The sequence below is a fragment of the Stenotrophomonas sp. 17(2023) genome (assembly GCF_030345315.1).
Classification (GTDB): Bacteria; Pseudomonadota; Gammaproteobacteria; order Xanthomonadales; family Xanthomonadaceae; genus Stenotrophomonas; species Stenotrophomonas acidaminiphila.
This window is the reverse complement of the sequence record NZ_CP128405.1, coordinates 2,015,423-2,030,954: the sequence shown is the minus strand read 5'-3', so window position 1 is coordinate 2,030,954 and position 15,532 is coordinate 2,015,423. Positions and strand designations below refer to the sequence as shown.

Here is a 15,532-nt window from a genome sequence, read left to right as displayed (position 1 = left end):
TGCCGGAACGGGCGCTGGAGCGGGCGCGGATTATGACGCGTTGCCGGCGCGGCCGCGATGGTCGCCGCGGCAATGACCTTTGGCCCTTTCCCCGGCGGGAGCGCTGCGTGGACGCTGGCGGCTTCCTGCATCCGATGGATTCCCGATGAAGCTGCGTCCCCTGGCCCTGTCCGTTTCGCTGTCCCTGGCCACCGTGCTGGCCGCCTGTTCCCCGTCCACGCAACCGGCCGCGGGCGATGCCGCCAGCCAGGCGCCGCAGGCCGACAAGGCCGCCCGGCTCAACCAGCTCTATGCCGACTACTGGGAGGGCGTGCTGAAGCTGAACCCGTTGCAGGCGACCTTCCAGGGCGACAACCGCTACAACGACCAGCTGCCGGATTTCGGCTCGGCGCAGTTCCGCAAGCAGAGCCACGACTTCACCCGCGAATGGCTGGACAAGGCGGAGAAGATCGGCGATGCCGGGCTGGCCGGGCAGGACCTGCTCAGCTACCGCATCTTCGTCCAGGAGCAGAAGCAGTCGCTGGAAGGCGAGAAGTTCCCCGGCTGGATGATGCCGGTCAACCAGATGGGCTCGACCGTGAGCTACGCGGTGATGCTGGGCTCGGGCCAGGTCGCGCAGCCGTTCAAGACGGTGAAGGACTACGACAACTGGCTGGCGCGCGCCGCGCGCATCCCGGTGCTGCTGGATACCGAGATCGCCAACATGCGCGAAGGCATGAAGGCCGGAGTGGTGCAGCCGCGCGTGCTGATGGAAAAGGTGGTGCCGCAGTTCGACGAGATCCTGGCGGCCAAGGGCGCCGAGGACAGCCAGTTCTGGGGGCCGATCAAGGCGATGCCGGCCGATTTCGCGCAGGCCGACAAGGAACGCCTGGCCGCGGCTTACCGCACGCTGATCGAACAGCAGCTGCTGCCGGCGATCAGGAAGCAGCGTGACTTCATCGCCAACGAGTACCTGCCGGCGACCCGCGACACGGTGGGCCTGGACGCGTTGCCCGACGGCAAGGCGTGGTATGCCTTCAACGCCAAGGAGAGCACCACCACCGCGCAGACCCCGGAGCAGATCCACGAGATCGGCCTGAAGGAAGTGGAGCGCATCCACGGCGAGATCCGCACGGTGATGCAGCAGGTCGGCTTCAAGGGCTCGCTGCAGGACTTCTTCAAGTTCATGCAGCACGACAAGCAGTTCGAATTCGGCTCGGAGGCGGCGCTGCTGGAGCATTACCGTGGGCTGGAGGCGAAGATCAACGCCAACGTGCCCAAGCTGTTCTCGCTGACGCCGAAGGCCGGTTTCGAGATCCGCCCGATCGAGGCGTTCCGCGCCAAGTCGGCGGCCGGCGGCGAGTACATGCAGCCCAGCGAGGACGGCAGCCGCCCGGGCATCTTCTACGTCAACACCTACGATCTGCCGACCCGCAAGACATGGGACGCGGAGGACCTGTTCCTGCACGAGGCGATTCCGGGCCACCACTTCCAGCTGGCGCTGCAGCAGGAACTGCAGGGCGTGCCGGCGTTCCGCCGCTTCGGCGGCGAGACCGCCTTCATCGAAGGCTGGGGCCTGTACGCCGAAAGCCTGGGCAAGGACCTGGGCGTTTACACCGATCCGTACAGCTATTTCGGCCGCCTGCAGGGCGAGCTGTGGCGCGCGGTGCGGCTGGTGGTGGATACCGGGCTGCACGCCAAGGGCTGGAGCCGGCAGCAGGTGCTGGACTACATGTTCGCCAATTCCTCGGTGAGCGAGCCCGATGCGGTGGCCGAGGCCGAGCGCTACATCGCATGGCCGGGCCAGGCGCTGGCCTACAAGACCGGCGAGCTGAAGATCCAGGAGCTGCGGCGGCGCGCGGAACAGAAGCTGGGCGGCAAGTTCGACATCCGACAGTTCCATGCCGAGGTGCTGAAGGACGGTTCGGTGCCGCTGGACGTGCTGGAAGAAAAGGTCGACGGCTGGATCGCCACCCAGGGCGGCTGAGCAGCGCCGGGCGTGGACGGGGGTGGCCGTGTTGCCGCCTCCGTTGCCCGGTGATGCCGGCGGCGTCGCCGGCGTCAGCTGCCGCCGACGTCCGCCTGTCGCCACGCTGCAGCAACGCACTGGTGCAGCCGCCGCTCTCGCCGCCGGTGCGGCCGTGCCGCATGATTCCTGCTTCACCTTGAACGACTCCATGGCGGCCGGACGGCAACGTCCGCGCCGGCCCGCCCGCTCCCCCGCAGATGACCCTGATCGTATCGTTGCTCCTGCCGCTGCTTGCCCTGTGGTTGTGGTGGCCCGTGCAGTTTTCCGGAAGGCGGCAGCGCCGCTGGCACCTTGGCGCCAGCGTGGCGCTGGCCGTGGCGGGAGTGGGCCTGGCCGCGCTGTGGCGGATGGACGTGCTGGCGTACGCGGCCGAAGCATGGATCCAGCTGGTGTTCGGCTGGGTGCTGGCGATGTTCGTGATGCTGCTGGTCTGGCTGGCGCTGCGCGAGCTCGGCTGGCTGCTGTCGCGGCTGGCGCCCCGCACCTCCGCCCTGGCCACGGTCTGGCATGGCGCACGCGCCAACCAGGCCGCCGCCGCGCTGATCGTGCTGCTGGCCACGCTTGGCATCGTCAATGGCCTGAAGCCGCCACGGGTGCATGAGCGTGCGCTGGTGGTGCCGGGCCTGCCACAGGAACTGGACGGACTGCGCATGGCGGTGATCGCCGACCTGCACGCCAGCCCGGTCAAGCGCACCTGGCGCACGCGCCGCGTCGTTGACGCGGTGATGGCCACGCACCCTGACCTGATCGTGCTGCCCGGCGACATGGTCGACGGCGAGGTCGAGGACACGGCGGCGTTCGTCGCCCCGCTGGCCGAACTGGCCGCGCCGCACGGCGTATGGGTGGCGCCGGGCAACCACGAGTACTACCACGGCTACCGGCGCTGGATGGCGCACTTCCGCGGCATGGGCCTGGGCGTGCTGGAGAACCAGACCGCCCGGCTCGACATCGGCGGCCGCACGCTGGCGGTGTCGGGCGTGGGTGACCTGGCCGCGCTGCGCCCCAGCGCCTACACGCGCGGCGGGCTCGCCCCCGACCTGCCGGCGGTGATCGCTGCGGGCAAGGGCAGCGACGCCCACATCCTGCTTGCCCACCAGCCAAAGCAGGCACGCGCGGCGGCAGCCACCGGCGCGTTCGACCTGCAGGTATCCGGCCACACCCATGGCGGGCACATGCTGGGGTTCGACCGCTGGGTGGTGGCGCCGGCCAACCACGGCTACGTGCGTGGCGACTACCGGGTCGGGGCCATGAGCCTGTTCGTCAGCAGCGGTGCCGGGCAGTGGGACGGCTTCAGCGTGCGCCTGGGTGTCCCGTCCAGCATCGACGTACTGGTATTGAAGGCCGGGCGGCTGCCCGGCCGTTGAGGCGCCGGCGCTCCTAGTCCCCGGCGGCCATGCCGCCGGCCGCGGCCTTCCTGTCCGGCATCAGTCGCGGCAGCGTGCTGACCACCGCCAGCGCGGCCACGGTGGTGGCCAGCGCCACCATCTGCATGCCCATGCCGGCGGCCATGCCGATCGCCGCGGTCATCCAGATGCCGGCGGCCGTGGTCAGGCCCTGCACGCGTTCCTTGCGGTCCTGCTTGAGGATGGCGCCGGCGCCAAGGAAACCGATGCCCGAGACGATGCCCTGCATGACCCGGGTGACATCGGCGCCGCTGATGCCCATCTGCAGCGGCGCCAGCACGAACAGCGCCGATCCCACCGACACCAGGATGTGGGTCTTCAACCCGGCCGCGCGGCCCTTGCTCTCGCGTTCCAGTCCCAGTGCCCCGCCGAGCACGATGGCGGTGAGCAGGCGGGTGGCGACGACGGTCAGGGTGCCGACGTCGGGGATGGCGAATTCGGCGGCCAGCGCCTGGCCGACCTGCGTGGTGATGCTCATCGGATGCCTCCGGCACGGTTGCGGTGCGTGTCGACGCACGGGATGTCGGCGCACGCTAGCATCGCGCCGATGCGGCCCGGGTGATGACCGCGCCGGTGCCGGCGCCTGCGACCGTCAGGGGGCAATCGCACCGGCAGCGGCGTGCAGACGGCAACGGCCCCGTCAGCGGCCGTCGTGATGCCGGGTGGAGAGCCGCCGGCTGAGCTCAGGGCGCGATCTGTTCGAAGTTCTCCACCCGGACGTGGCCATGCGTGGCGTCGCCGGTGCGTGGCATCGGGTAATCGTCGCAGCGGTCCAGCAGCACCGTGCGCAGCCCGGCCTCGCGCGCCGCGTCCAGCTCCTCGACGATGTCGGACAGGAACAGGATGTCGTGCGCCGCGATGCCGATGGCACTGGCGATGCGCGCATAGCTGCCGGCCTCGCGCTTGCCGCCGATCTCGGTATCGAAGTGGCCGGAGAACAGGCCGGTGAGGTCCCCGGCGTCGCTGTAGCCGAAGAACAGCTTCTGCGCCGGTACCGAGCCGGAGGAATACACGTACAGCGGGATGCCGGCGGCATGCCAGCCACGCAGCACCGCAGCCACCTCCGGGTACAGGTGCGCGGTGTAGTCGCCGTTGCGGTAGCCGGCGTCCCAGATCATGCCCTGCAGCGCCTTGAGCGCGGTGTGCTTGCGGTCCTGGTCGATCCAGCCCTGCAGGGCCTCGACGACGACCTCGTCCTGGCAGGCGCTGGCGGCGATCTCGGTGGCGACCGCATCGAGCCAGCGGCGCACCTCCGGTTCCTGCCCGTGCGCGCGGACGAAGCCGGGCAGGGCGGCGCGTGCATAGGGGAACAGCACTTCCTTGACGAAGGAGATGCTGGAGGTGGTGCCTTCGATGTCGGTGAGGATGGCGCGGACGGTCATGACGGTGGTTCCGGTTCTTTCCCCGCCGGGGGAAGCTGCCGCGTGGGGCGGGTGGGGCGATGGCATCGCGCGGCGGCGCGGATGCGCGGGTGGGTCAGGTGCGGCGCGGCACGCGGCGGGCGTGAACCCGCCCCGCGCACGGCGCCGCGCAGGCGTCCGCGATCAGGCCGGTCCCGGCGTGTAGCGCGGGAACTTGCGCGCGATGTCGGTGCCGGTGAAGTGACCGACCCAGCCATCGGGCTCGGTGAAGAAGCGGATCGCGACGAAGCTCGGTTCCGGACCCATGTCGAACCAGTGGGTGGCGCCATCGGGTACCGCGATCAGGTCGTCCTTGACGCACTCCACCTCGTAGACCTTGTCGCCCACGTGCAGGGTGAACAGGCCCGAGCCGGCGACGAAGAAACGCACTTCGTCCTCCTTGTGGTAGTGCTCGTCGAGGAACTTGAGGCGGATCTGTTCGCGGTCGGGGTTGTCCGGCGCGATAGACGCCACGTCCACGCTCTTGAAACCATGCGCGGCGACCAGGCGGTCGATGTCCTCGCGGTAGGCGGCGAACACTTCGTCCTGGCTGGCGCCCGGTGCGACCGGATGCCGGGCCTGCCAGCGCTCGAAGGTGACGCCGATCTTCTCCAGTTCGGCGCGGATGACCGCGCCATCGCGGCTGTCCAGCAGCACGGTGTCGGGGTCGGTGTCGTTGAAGATGCGCAGTCGGCTCATGGCGGCGGCTCGAGGCGTGGGGAACGGGAAGGGTAGCAGGGCAGCCGGCGCCACCGGCGCGCGGATGCCCGCGGGAAACGGGCTCAGACGGCGGCGCGCAGCCGGCGCAGCTCCAGCTCGCAGTGGAGCAGGAACTCGAACGCTTCCAGGTGGCGGCGCGCCTCGGCCATGTCGCGGCCCCAGGCGTACAGGCCGTGGCCATCGATCAGGTAGCCCCACATCGGGCCCTTGTCGAGTTCGGCTTCCACCTGCGCGGCGAGCACGTCCATGTCCTGGGTGTTGGCGAACACCTTCAGGTCCACCGCGGTCTCGTGGGTGGCGTTGCCGTGCAGCGCCTTGAGCAGCTCGTAGCCCTCCAGGCGCACGTGGCTGTCGCCGCCATACAGGCGCGAGGCGATGGTCTGCACCGGCGAATGCGTGTGCAGCACGCAGTTCACTTCGGGAAAGCGCGCGTAGAGCTGGGTATGCAGCAGGGTCTCGGCCGATGGGCGCAGCGGCCTGCCCACGGCCTTGCCGTCGAAGTCCACGACCATGATGTCGGCCTCGACCAGCCGCCCCTTGTCCTTGCCGGACACGGTGATGGCCGCATGGCGGTCGTCCAGGCGGTGCGAGAAGTTGCTGCTGGTGGCCGGCGTCCAGCCGGCCCGGGCCAGTTCGCGGATGTTGTCGATCAGCAGCTGCGCCAGTTCGCTCAGCCGCTGGGCATCATAGGGGACAGTGGGGGCATTCATGCAGCGCATTCTACCCAGCCGGGGACGCTGTTAGGGGCCGCTGGGCGCCATGTCCGCGGCGGAAAGTGCCGTGTGCCCTGGATCATCCCTGTCGCGGAGACGATCCAGCCCCGCGCGTGGGATCTGCGGCGTCGAAGCGCATCGCCGGAGCACAGAAAAGCCCGGGTGTCTCCACCCGGGCTTCGAAGCGGCCGGCGCTGTGGCCTGCTCAGCCGTTGCGGCCGCCCAGCTTGCTGTGGCGCATGCCGTAGGCGAAGTAGATGATGAAGCCGGTGGCGGTCCACAGGCCCATCAGCATCCAGTTGTGCAGGGTCATGGCGGTCAGCAGGGCGATGCAGCTGAGCACGCCGAGGCTGCAGATCAACCAGGCCATCGGGATGCGGAACGGGCGCGGCAGGTCCGGCTGGGTGCGGCGCAGGACCAGCACGCCGGCGCAGACCGCGGCGAAGGCGATCAGGGTGCCCATCGAGGTCAGTTCGCCAAGGATGTCCAGCGGGAACAGCGCGGCGAGCAGGGCGATGCCGATGCCGGTGATCACCGTGTTGATGTGCGGCGTGCGGTACTTGGGGTGGATCCTGGTGAACACCGGCGGCAGCAGGCCGTCGCGGCCCATGATCATGAAGATGCGCGGCTGGCCGATCACCATCACCAGCACCACCGAGGACAGGCCGATCAAGGCGCCGATCTCGACGATGATGCGCAGCCAGTCCAGCTGCGGATGGGCGGCGACCGCGGTCACCACCGGCTCGGCGGTACCCAGCAGCTTGTACGGGACCAGGCCGGTCATTACCGCGGCCATGGCGATGTACAGCACGGTGCAGATCACCAGCGACAGCAGCATGCCGATCGGCAGGTCGCGCTGCGGACGGTGCGATTCCTGGGCGGCCACCGAGACCGCCTCGAAGCCGATGTAGGCGAAGAACACCATCGCCGCGCCACGCAGCACGCCGTCGAAGCCGTACTTGCCCGGGCCTTCGTTGGCGGGAATGAACGGGGTCCAGTTGGCCGGGTCCACGTATTTCCAGCCAGCGACGATGACCAGCAGGATCAGGCCGGTCTTGAGGATGACCATGGCCATGTTCATCGCCGAGGACTTGCTGATGCCCACGTAGCACAGCCAGGTCAGCAGCAGTACCAGCACGGCGGCGGGGATGTTGGCGATGGCGCCGGTCGGGCGCAGCTGGGCGTCCAGCGGCGCGCTGACCAGCGCCGCCGGCAGGTAGATGTCGAAATGGCTGAGCAGGCTGAGGAAATAGCCGGTCCAGCTCACCGCCACCGCCGAGGCGGAGACACCGTACTCGAGCACCAGCATCCAGCCGATGAACCAGGCCGAAAGCTCGCCGAAGGTGGCGTAGGTGTAGGTGTAGGCGCTGCCGGAGACCGGCACCATCGAAGCGAATTCGGCGTAGGCCATCGCGCAGAACGCGCAGCACACTGCCGCCAGCACGAAGGACAGCATGATCGCCGGGCCGGCGTGGTTGGCCGCGGCCTGCCCGGTGATGACGAAGATGCCGCCGCCGATGACCGCGCCGATGCCCAGTGCGGTCAGGCCCCAGGGGCCCAGGGTGCGGCGCAGGCTCAGGCCATTGGCCTCTTCATGGGCGGCGTGCGGATGTTTGGTGGCCCACAGTTGCTTGAACATGGTGCGTGTTCGCTCGTCGTGCGTACGGGAACGGCCGGCGCGGGGCCGGCCGGAAGGAATGGAATCAGGCGTTCCGGTTCAGTTTGCTGTGGCGCATGCCGTAGCCCAGGTAGATGGCTACGCCCAGTACGTTCCACAGCACGAACACCAGCCAGTGCGCGGCGAAGGCCATCGCGAACAGGCTCAGGCAGATCAGCGCGCCCAGCGGCGCGACCAGCCACACCGCGGGCACCCGGAACGCGCGCGGCATTTCCGGGCGGGTGCGGCGCAGGATCAGCACCCCGATGCAGACCGTGGCGAACGCCAGCAGGGTGCCCATGGCGACCAGTTCGCCCAGCACGTTCAACGGCACCAGGCCGGCCAGTGCGGCGGCCAGTGCGCCGACGATGACGGTGCTCAGGTGCGGCGTGCGGAACTTCGGATGCACCCGGCCGAATATCTCCGGCAGCAGGCCATCGCGGGAAATGGTGTAGGCGATGCGGGTCTGGCCCATCATCATCACCAGCACCACCGAGGACAGGCCGGCGATGGCGCCGATCTCGACCCAGGTCTTGAGCCACGCCAGGTTGGCATAGGCCTCCAGCGCGGTGGCCACCGGCTTGTCGGTGCCCAGCTTGGTGTAGTGCATGAGGCCGGTCATCACCGCACAGACCACGATGTAGATGATCGTGCACACCGCCAGCGAGCCGAGCAGGCCGATCGGCATGTTCCGCTGCGGGTTCTTGGTCTCGCCGGCGGCGGTGGAGACCGCATCGAAACCGATGTAGGCGAAGAAAACGATGGACGCGGCGCGGAACACCCCGCTCCAGCCGAACTCGCCGAACACGCCGGTGGTGTTGTCCGGGATGAAGGGCGTCCAGTTCTCGGGATTGACATACATCGCGCCGAAGCCGACGAACAGGCAGATCACCGCCACCTTGATCGCGACGATCACCGCATTGACGAAGGTGGACTGGGTCACGCCGACGTACAGCAGCCCCGAGATCACCGCGATGATCAGCACGGCCGGCAGGTTGAGCAGTTTGCCGGAGGCGACGAACTGGCCGTTCTCCCACGCGATCGGCGCGGCGGTCAGCGCCTCGGGGAAGGGCAGGTGCAGGGTACTGGTGAGGAAACTGAGCAGATAGGCCGACCAGCCCACCGCCACCGACGAGGACGCGAACAGGTACTCCAGTACCAGGCACCAGCCGATGAACCAGGCCATGCCTTCGCCGAGGGTGGCGTACGAGTAGGAATAGGCGCTGCCGGAGACCGGCATCATCGCCGCGAACTCCGCGTAGCACAGGCCGGCGAAGGCGCAGGCCAGGCCGGCGAGCACGAACGACAGCATGATCGCGGGGCCGGCGTGGTGGGCCGCCGCCTGCCCGGTGATGACGAAGATGCCGGCGCCGATCACCGCGCCCATGCCCAACAGGATCAGGTGCCTGGCTGTGAGGGTGCGCTTGAGCGTGGCTTCGCCCTGCAGGCTGCCTTCGACCGGCTCGCCGGCGTCCACGTGTGCGGCCGGCTCGACCGGTTTGACCCTCAACAGTGTTTTGAGCATTCGCTGTTTTTCCAGACCTGATGGTGTTTCCGCGCATCCACCGGGGATGCGCATGGGTGTGGCAAGCTGAACCGCTGGCAACGGCCTACCTTGCCAAAGCCCGGCCAAACCGACAAGCGCAGGTGCAGCATGGGCGGTGATAATGGCCGCCTGGTCGGACCGATGGGATGTGCCTGCAGTCATGTACGAACACGATGGGAGCCTGCGCGATGCGTTGCAGGACTATGCGCGAAGGGTGCCCGAGCATGCGGAGGTGGCCGCGGGATTCCTGGGCCTGCTGGACGGGCAGGGCGCGGATCCGTTCCAGCGCTCGCGCCTGGACGGGCACTTCACGGGTAGCGCCTGGCTGGTCAGTGCCGATGGCCGGCGCGCGCTGCTGACCCATCACCGCAAGCTGGGGCGCTGGCTGCAGTTGGGCGGGCATGCCGACGGCGAGCGCGACCTGGCGGCGGTGGCGCTGCGCGAGGCGCAGGAGGAATCGGGCCTGCCTGGGTTGTCGCTGCAGGCGCAGGCGCCGTTCGATCTTGACCGGCACTGGATTCCCGAGCGTGGCGACGTGCCCGGCCACTGGCACTACGACGTGCGCTACGTGGTGCGTGCCGGTGCGGACGAGCGCTTCCTGGTCAGCGAGGAGTCGCTGGACCTGGCATGGCGCGAGATCGATGCCATCGCCGCCGATGCGCAGGCCGACGCCTCGCTGCGGCGCATGGCGCTGCGCTGGCTGGCGCACGCGCGCTGAGGCCGGGCGCCGCAGCCTCGGCGGCGCTTGACCGGCCCGCGGCGGGATGGCGCCCGTCGGCGGGCGCCGTGCTCAGTACAGGATGCGGGTGCGCAGCGTGCCGTCGATCGCGGCCAGTTCGTCGCGGATCGCGTTGGCCTGTTCCACGGTGGCGGTGATGTCCACCACCACGTAGCCCAGCTTGGGGTTGGTGCGCAGGAACTGGCCGTCGATGTTGAGGTTGTGGCGCGAGAACACTTCGTTGAGCCGCGACAGCACGCCCGGTACGTTGCGGTGGATGTGCAGCAGGCGCAGGCTGCGCTCGTGCTCGGGCAGGGTCACTTCGGGGAAGTTGACCGCCGACAGGGTGCTGCCGTTGTCGCTGTAGCGCACCAGCTTGGCCGCCACCTCGACGCCGATGTTGTCCTGCGCCTCCAGCGTGCTGCCGCCCACGTGCGGGGTCAGGATCACGTTGTCGTGGGCGGCCAGCGGCGATTCGAAACGGTCGCCGTTGCCCTTCGGCTCTACCGGGAACACGTCCACCGCGGCGCCGCCGATGTGTCCCGAGCGCAACGCCGCGTCGAGCGCGTCGATCACCACCACGGTGCCGCGCGCGGCGTTGATCAGGTGCGCGCCGCGCTTCATCTTCGCCAGTTGCGGCGCACCGATCATCCACTGCGTGGCCGAGGTTTCAGGCACGTGCAGGGTGACGATGTCGGCGCGGGCGAGCAGGTCGTCCAGGCTGGCGGCCGGCTGCGCGTTGCCCAGCGACAGCTTGGTCTCGATGTCGTGGAAGATCACCTGCATGCCCAGCGCCTCGGCCAGCACGCCGACCTGGGTGCCGATGTGGCCATAGCCGATGATGCCCAGGGTCTTGCCACGCACCTCGTGGCTGCCGTCGGCCGACTTGGACCAGCCGCCGCGGTGGCATTCGGCGTTCTTCTGCGGCACCCCGCGGGTGAGCATGATGGTCTCGGCGATCACCAGTTCGGCCACCGAGCGGGTGTTGGAATACGGGGCGTTGAACACCGGGATGCCGGCCAGTTCGGCCGCCTCCAGGTCCACCTGGTTGGTGCCGATGCAGAAGCACCCCACCGCGATCAGGCGCTTGGCATGCGCCAGGACGTCGGCGTCCAGCTGCGTGCGCGAGCGGATGCCGATGATGTGTGCCTCGGCGATGCGCGCCTTCAGCTCATCTTCGGGCAGCGACTTGGTGTGGTACTCGATCTGCGAATAGCCGGCCGCCTTGAAGGTATCCACGGCGGTCTGGCTGACCCCCTCCAGCAACAAAACGCGGATGTCCTGCTTCGGGAACGAGGTCTTCTTGGGCGACATGGCGGCCACGGCGGTTGGAGGGGGATGGACTGTTCACTATGCCAGAACCGCACCGGATTTTGGTGCGCTGCGCCATGTGGCAACGCCTTGAACACAAAAGGTTTCATCTGAATTTACTGCCGCCATCGCGGGCCCTGTCGCGGTGACTGGACGGGCCGCTGCCGGGCTGGCACGCTTGCCGGCTTTCACGCCTTCGAAGCAACGCCATGACCGACCCGCGCCTGGACACCCTGCTGCACGCCTGCCCGGGGCTGCGCCTGAAGACCGACCCGGCCGACCTGGAGCACTACGGGCGCGACTGGACCCGGCGCTGGGCGCCGGCACCGCTGGCCATCGCGCTGCCTGGCAGCGTCGAGGAGGTGCAGGCGGTGGTGCGCTGGGCCAACCAGAACACCGTGGCGGTGGTGCCCTCGGGAGGGCGTACCGGCCTGTCCGGCGGCGCGGTGGCGGCCAATGGCGAACTGGTGCTGAGCCTGGAACGCCTGAACAAGGCGCTGGATTTCAACGCGGTGGACCGCACCCTCACCGTGCAGGCCGGCATGCCGCTGGAGGCCGTGCACAACGCCGCCCGCGAGCACGGCCTGCAGTACCCGGTGGACTTCGCCGCGCGCGGGTCCTGTTCGATCGGCGGCAACATCGCCACCAATGCCGGCGGCATCCGCGTGATCCGCTACGGCAATACCCGCGAGTGGGTGGCCGGCCTCAAGGTCGTGGCCGGCAACGGCGAACTGCTCGAGTTCAACAAGGGCCTGATCAAGAATTCCAGCGGCTATGACTTCCGCCAGCTGATGATCGGCTCGGAGGGTACGCTCGGCATCGTGGTCGAGGCGACGCTGAAGCTGGTCGATCCGCCGCCGGCGACCAACGTGATGCTGCTGGCGCTGCCTTCGTTCGAGGTGCTGATGCAGGTGTTCTCGGCGTTCCGCGAGCGCATGCAGCTGGAGGCGTTCGAGTTCTTCACCGATCGCGCGGTGCACCACGTCAGCGCGCATGGCGCGCAGTACCCGTTCGCAGAGACCTACCCGTACTACGTGGTGACCGAGTATGCCGCGGCCGACGAGGCGGGCGAGGCCGCGGCGCTGGCAGCGTTCGAGCACTGCATGGAACAGGGCTGGGTGCTGGACGGGGTCATCAGCGCCAGTGAGGCCCAGGCACAGCAGTTGTGGCGCCTGCGCGAGGGCATCACCGAGGCGCTGGCGCGCTACCGGCCGTACAAGAACGACGTGTCGGTGCGCATCTCGGCGATGCCGGCCTTCCTGGCCGAGGCGCAGGCATTGATCGGTGGCGCGTACCCGCATTTCGACGTGGTCTGGTTCGGCCATATCGGCGACGGCAACCTGCACATCAACGTGCTCAAGCCCGAGGACACCAGCGATGCCGAATTCCTGGGCCAGTGCGAGCACGTGACCAAGCTGCTGGCGCAGGTGCTGCACCGTTTCCATGGCAGCATCTCGGCCGAACATGGCATCGGCCTGGTCAAGAAGCCCTACCTGTCCAGCACCCGCGATGCGGCGGAAATCGCGTTGATGCGCGGGGTGAAACAGGCATTCGACCCATTGGGTTTGATGAATCCGGGCAAGGTGTTCGACCTGTAGCCGGCGGCCGGTTACGCTCGCCTCCTGTCCCCCAGTGTTGCCTCCGCCGATGATCCGTCCGTTCCTGTCCTGCGTCCTGCTCCTCGCCTCCGCGCCGCTGCTGGCCTCCAGTTTTGCCGGCAGCACCGCCGGCACCTCCGCGGGCGCCTCGTCCAAGGGGTCGAGCAGTTCCTCGGGCGATGACAAGGTGATCCAGGCCGCGCGCGAGGAAGCCGCCGGCTTCGTCGCCAGCGATGGCCGCCTGCGCGGTGCACGCCTGCAGGCCGCGCTGCTGCACCTGCGCCAGCGCGATGCCGGGGCTGCCCAGGCCAGCGACATGCAACTGGCGCGGGCCATCCTCGCCCGCTGATGCGCCTGGCCACGGGCCTGGCCGCCGCGCTGCTGCTGGCCAGTGGCAGCGGCCGGGCACTGGAACTGGCATTGGACCCGGCCGGGTTGGACCCGCCGGCGCAGCAGCGCGCGCGCGACCTGCTTGCCCGGGCCCGCGAACGCCTGCCCGGACACTGGCAGGCCGACCCGCGGCGGCTGACGCTGCGCTTCGATCCGCGCCTGCCGGCCGACATTGCCGGCCGCCACCGGCGTGGCCAGCTGCGGCTGTCGCCGGAACTGCTGGAGGTGCCGGCCACGGCCGCCGCGCACGACCTGGCCCGGGCCACCGTGTTGCATGAGATCGCCCACGCCTTCGACCGGGGCGAAGGCGGCGGCTGGTCGCGGCAACCGGCGTTCCGCCGGCTTGCCGGATGGGACCGGCGCGGTGCCAACCCGTACACGCTGCGCAGCCCGGACGGCTACGAGCGGCGCAGTCCGGCCGAGGCATTCGCGGTCAACCTGGAGTGGTACCTGCTCGACCCGCAGTACCACTGCCGGCGGCCGGCGCTGGCGGCGTGGTACCGGCAGCAGCTGGGGCCGGCGCCGGGGGCCGCGACGGCCTGCGGCACTGGGCTGCCGCTGCTGGTGGCCGGCGCCGCGCCGGCGCAGCTGGAGCTGGAAGCGCTGGATCCGGCGCGTGTCTACGCGGTGGATTACCTGCTGGCCGGTGCTGGCGACGCGGCGATGAGCCGCTTCGGTCATTCCATGCTGCGGCTGGTGGTCTGCGCGCCGGGCCGCGAACCGGGCCCGCGTTGCCGGATGGACCTGGCCTACCACCGGGTGCTGTCCTTCCGCGCCTTCGTCAACGACGTGCAGATCTCCAACTGGCGTGGACTGACCGGGGCCTACCCGGCGCGGCTGTTCGTGCTGCCGCTGGACCAGGTGATCGACGAGTACACCCGGATCGAGCTGCGCGACCTGCAGGCCTGGCCGCTGTCGCTGTCGCCGGCGCAGATCGACGCGCTGCTGCAACTGGCCGCCCGCGCGCACTGGAGCTACGACGGGCGCTATCGCTTCATCGGCAACAACTGCGCGGTGGAGAGCGGGCGCCTGCTCGACCTGGCGTTGACCCCGTCGCGACGGCGGCTGCAGGCCATCACTCCGCGCGGCGTGCTGCGACGCCTGCAGGACGCCGGCCTGGCCGCACGCCAGGCGCCGTCGCCGGATGCCGGCCAGGGCCTGTACTTCGCCTCGGCCCGGCAGGACTACGCGCAACTGTTGCATGGCCTGCAGCAGGCGGGCAGGGTGCCGCCGCTGCCGCTCGAACGCTGGCTGGAGAGTCCCCCACGACAACGCGGCGAGCCCGCGCCGGACCTGCCGCTGCAGGCCGCCGCGGCCTGGTGGGTGCTGGAGACCGCGGCGCTGCGCCGTGCCGAACTGCGCGCGCTCGCCCGGCTCAAGCGGCACCTGGATGGCGCCACGCCCGAACTGCAGGCGCGGGTGGCCGACTGGCAGCAGTTCAGCGGTCTGCTCGATGCGCCGGCGGCACTGCTGCCGGCCGGGGGCTACGGCATCGCCCAACCCGATGACCTTGGCGTGCTGGAGCAGGCACTCGCGCGGCTTGGCGAAGACGGGCAGGCGCGCTGGCAGGCGCTGCATGAAAGCGCCGAACGGGCCCTGCCACCCGCACAACGCCAGGAACTGGAGCAGACCCGGCAGCGGGTGCGCTGGCTGGCCGAACGCATGCGCGCGTTGGCGGCCGCGCCGGACTGAGCCGCGGCATCGGCGCCGTTCTTGACCCCGGTCAGGGCGACGGCGCTGGCGCGGCCTAGCATGGGCCGGGTTTCCCACGATGGAGTTCCCGCAATGCCTGTTTCCCTCGATCCGGCCCCGCACGTGCACGTCTTCGATGCGCGCGGCGTGGCGCGGCGGTTCCGCCACTCGGCGATCTTCGGTGCGCTGGGTGCGCTGCGCAACGGCGAGACCATGCGTTTCATCAACGACCACGACCCGATCCCGCTGCTGGACCAGCTCGGCCAGCGCTTCGGCGCGCACCTGTCGATCAGCTACCTGCAGCGCGGGCCGGATGCGGTGGTGATCGATTTCGGCGTCCAGGGGCTGCCCGAGGAGTGATCTGCAGCGGGGGGCG

Annotated in this window: 14 protein-coding genes; 7 read left to right on the top strand and 7 right to left on the bottom strand. The window is 69.5% G+C overall.

What is annotated here, in order from left to right; genetic code table 11:
• Window positions 1-145: 145 nt before the first annotated feature.
• Window positions 146-1,966 (top strand): DUF885 family protein, encoded by a 1,821-nt coding sequence (locus QQA12_RS09155; RefSeq protein WP_054666053.1) that lies wholly within the window; start codon window positions 146-148, stop codon window positions 1,964-1,966.
• 239 nt (window positions 1,967-2,205) lie between these two features.
• Complete coding sequence (locus QQA12_RS09150; RefSeq protein ID WP_226049126.1) at window positions 2,206-3,372, top strand: metallophosphoesterase; 1,167 nt, start codon at window positions 2,206-2,208, stop codon at window positions 3,370-3,372.
• Window positions 3,373-3,385: 13 nt separating this feature from the next.
• Here the strand turns inward: QQA12_RS09150 and QQA12_RS09145 are convergent, their stop codons facing one another.
• The 6 genes from QQA12_RS09145 to QQA12_RS09120 form a co-directional block, all read right to left on the bottom strand.
• Window positions 3,386-3,889: an MgtC/SapB family protein gene (locus QQA12_RS09145; protein ID WP_054666049.1), complete on the bottom strand. Its 504-nt coding sequence runs from the start codon at window positions 3,887-3,889 to the stop codon at window positions 3,386-3,388.
• A 205-nt stretch (window positions 3,890-4,094) separates the two neighbouring features.
• Window positions 4,095-4,793 (bottom strand): acireductone synthase, encoded by a 699-nt coding sequence (gene mtnC, locus QQA12_RS09140; RefSeq protein WP_226049125.1) that lies wholly within the window; start codon window positions 4,791-4,793, stop codon window positions 4,095-4,097.
• Between the two features lie 162 nt (window positions 4,794-4,955).
• Window positions 4,956-5,510 carry an acireductone dioxygenase gene (locus QQA12_RS09135; RefSeq protein ID WP_054666045.1) on the bottom strand — a complete coding sequence of 185 codons (555 nt, stop codon included), beginning with the start codon at window positions 5,508-5,510 and terminating at the stop codon, window positions 4,956-4,958.
• An 83-nt stretch (window positions 5,511-5,593) separates the two neighbouring features.
• The gene (locus tag QQA12_RS09130; RefSeq protein WP_226049124.1) at window positions 5,594-6,241 is read right to left on the bottom strand and encodes a methylthioribulose 1-phosphate dehydratase; all 648 of its coding nucleotides are present in this window, start codon (window positions 6,239-6,241) and stop codon (window positions 5,594-5,596) included.
• 208 nt (window positions 6,242-6,449) lie between these two features.
• A complete protein-coding gene (locus tag QQA12_RS09125; RefSeq protein ID WP_056930836.1) occupies window positions 6,450-7,883 on the bottom strand; it encodes an amino acid permease in 1,434 nt (477 codons plus the stop codon).
• 64 nt (window positions 7,884-7,947) lie between these two features.
• Window positions 7,948-9,426 (bottom strand): amino acid permease, encoded by a 1,479-nt coding sequence (locus QQA12_RS09120; protein ID WP_054666038.1) that lies wholly within the window; start codon window positions 9,424-9,426, stop codon window positions 7,948-7,950.
• 181 nt (window positions 9,427-9,607) lie between these two features.
• On the opposite strand from QQA12_RS09120, the gene QQA12_RS09115 reads away from it, so the two are divergent.
• Window positions 9,608-10,165, top strand: coding sequence for an NUDIX hydrolase (locus tag QQA12_RS09115; protein ID WP_226049123.1), 558 nt, complete (start codon window positions 9,608-9,610; stop codon window positions 10,163-10,165).
• Window positions 10,166-10,237: 72 nt separating this feature from the next.
• Here the strand turns inward: QQA12_RS09115 and serA are convergent, their stop codons facing one another.
• Window positions 10,238-11,479 (bottom strand): phosphoglycerate dehydrogenase, encoded by a 1,242-nt coding sequence (serA, locus tag QQA12_RS09110; protein ID WP_226049122.1) that lies wholly within the window; start codon window positions 11,477-11,479, stop codon window positions 10,238-10,240.
• Between the two features lie 206 nt (window positions 11,480-11,685).
• Between serA and QQA12_RS09105 the strand changes: the two genes are divergently transcribed.
• The 4 genes from QQA12_RS09105 (at window position 11,686) to QQA12_RS09090 (ending at window position 15,516) form a co-directional block, all read left to right on the top strand.
• Window positions 11,686-13,074, top strand: a complete 1,389-nt coding sequence (locus QQA12_RS09105) for an FAD-binding oxidoreductase (RefSeq protein WP_056930839.1) — start codon at window positions 11,686-11,688, stop codon at window positions 13,072-13,074.
• 49 nt (window positions 13,075-13,123) lie between these two features.
• Window positions 13,124-13,423 (top strand): DUF2388 domain-containing protein, encoded by a 300-nt coding sequence (locus tag QQA12_RS09100; protein WP_056930840.1) that lies wholly within the window; start codon window positions 13,124-13,126, stop codon window positions 13,421-13,423.
• Window positions 13,423-15,156, top strand: coding sequence for a DUF4105 domain-containing protein (locus tag QQA12_RS09095; RefSeq protein WP_226049121.1), 1,734 nt, complete (start codon window positions 13,423-13,425; stop codon window positions 15,154-15,156). Before QQA12_RS09100 ends, QQA12_RS09095 begins: the two co-directional genes overlap by 1 nt.
• 93 nt (window positions 15,157-15,249) lie before the next feature.
• A complete protein-coding gene (locus QQA12_RS09090; RefSeq protein ID WP_054666024.1) occupies window positions 15,250-15,516 on the top strand; it encodes a DUF2249 domain-containing protein in 267 nt (88 codons plus the stop codon).
• The last annotated feature ends 16 nt before the right edge of the window (window positions 15,517-15,532 follow it).

Coding starts and splice junctions, on each gene's coding strand:
- QQA12_RS09155 (WP_054666053.1), top strand. CDS start 146: ATGAAGCTGCGTCCCCTGGCCCTGTCCGTTTCGCTGTCCCTGGCCACC.
- QQA12_RS09150 (WP_226049126.1), top strand. CDS start 2,206: ATGACCCTGATCGTATCGTTGCTCCTGCCGCTGCTTGCCCTGTGGTTG.
- QQA12_RS09145 (WP_054666049.1), bottom strand. CDS start 3,889: ATGAGCATCACCACGCAGGTCGGCCAGGCGCTGGCCGCCGAATTCGCC.
- mtnC (WP_226049125.1), bottom strand. CDS start 4,793: ATGACCGTCCGCGCCATCCTCACCGACATCGAAGGCACCACCTCCAGC.
- QQA12_RS09135 (WP_054666045.1), bottom strand. CDS start 5,510: ATGAGCCGACTGCGCATCTTCAACGACACCGACCCCGACACCGTGCTG.
- QQA12_RS09130 (WP_226049124.1), bottom strand. CDS start 6,241: ATGAATGCCCCCACTGTCCCCTATGATGCCCAGCGGCTGAGCGAACTG.
- QQA12_RS09125 (WP_056930836.1), bottom strand. CDS start 7,883: ATGTTCAAGCAACTGTGGGCCACCAAACATCCGCACGCCGCCCATGAA.
- QQA12_RS09120 (WP_054666038.1), bottom strand. CDS start 9,426: ATGCTCAAAACACTGTTGAGGGTCAAACCGGTCGAGCCGGCCGCACAC.
- QQA12_RS09115 (WP_226049123.1), top strand. CDS start 9,608: ATGTACGAACACGATGGGAGCCTGCGCGATGCGTTGCAGGACTATGCG.
- serA (WP_226049122.1), bottom strand. CDS start 11,479: ATGTCGCCCAAGAAGACCTCGTTCCCGAAGCAGGACATCCGCGTTTTG.
- QQA12_RS09105 (WP_056930839.1), top strand. CDS start 11,686: ATGACCGACCCGCGCCTGGACACCCTGCTGCACGCCTGCCCGGGGCTG.
- QQA12_RS09100 (WP_056930840.1), top strand. CDS start 13,124: ATGATCCGTCCGTTCCTGTCCTGCGTCCTGCTCCTCGCCTCCGCGCCG.
- QQA12_RS09095 (WP_226049121.1), top strand. CDS start 13,423: ATGCGCCTGGCCACGGGCCTGGCCGCCGCGCTGCTGCTGGCCAGTGGC.
- QQA12_RS09090 (WP_054666024.1), top strand. CDS start 15,250: ATGCCTGTTTCCCTCGATCCGGCCCCGCACGTGCACGTCTTCGATGCG.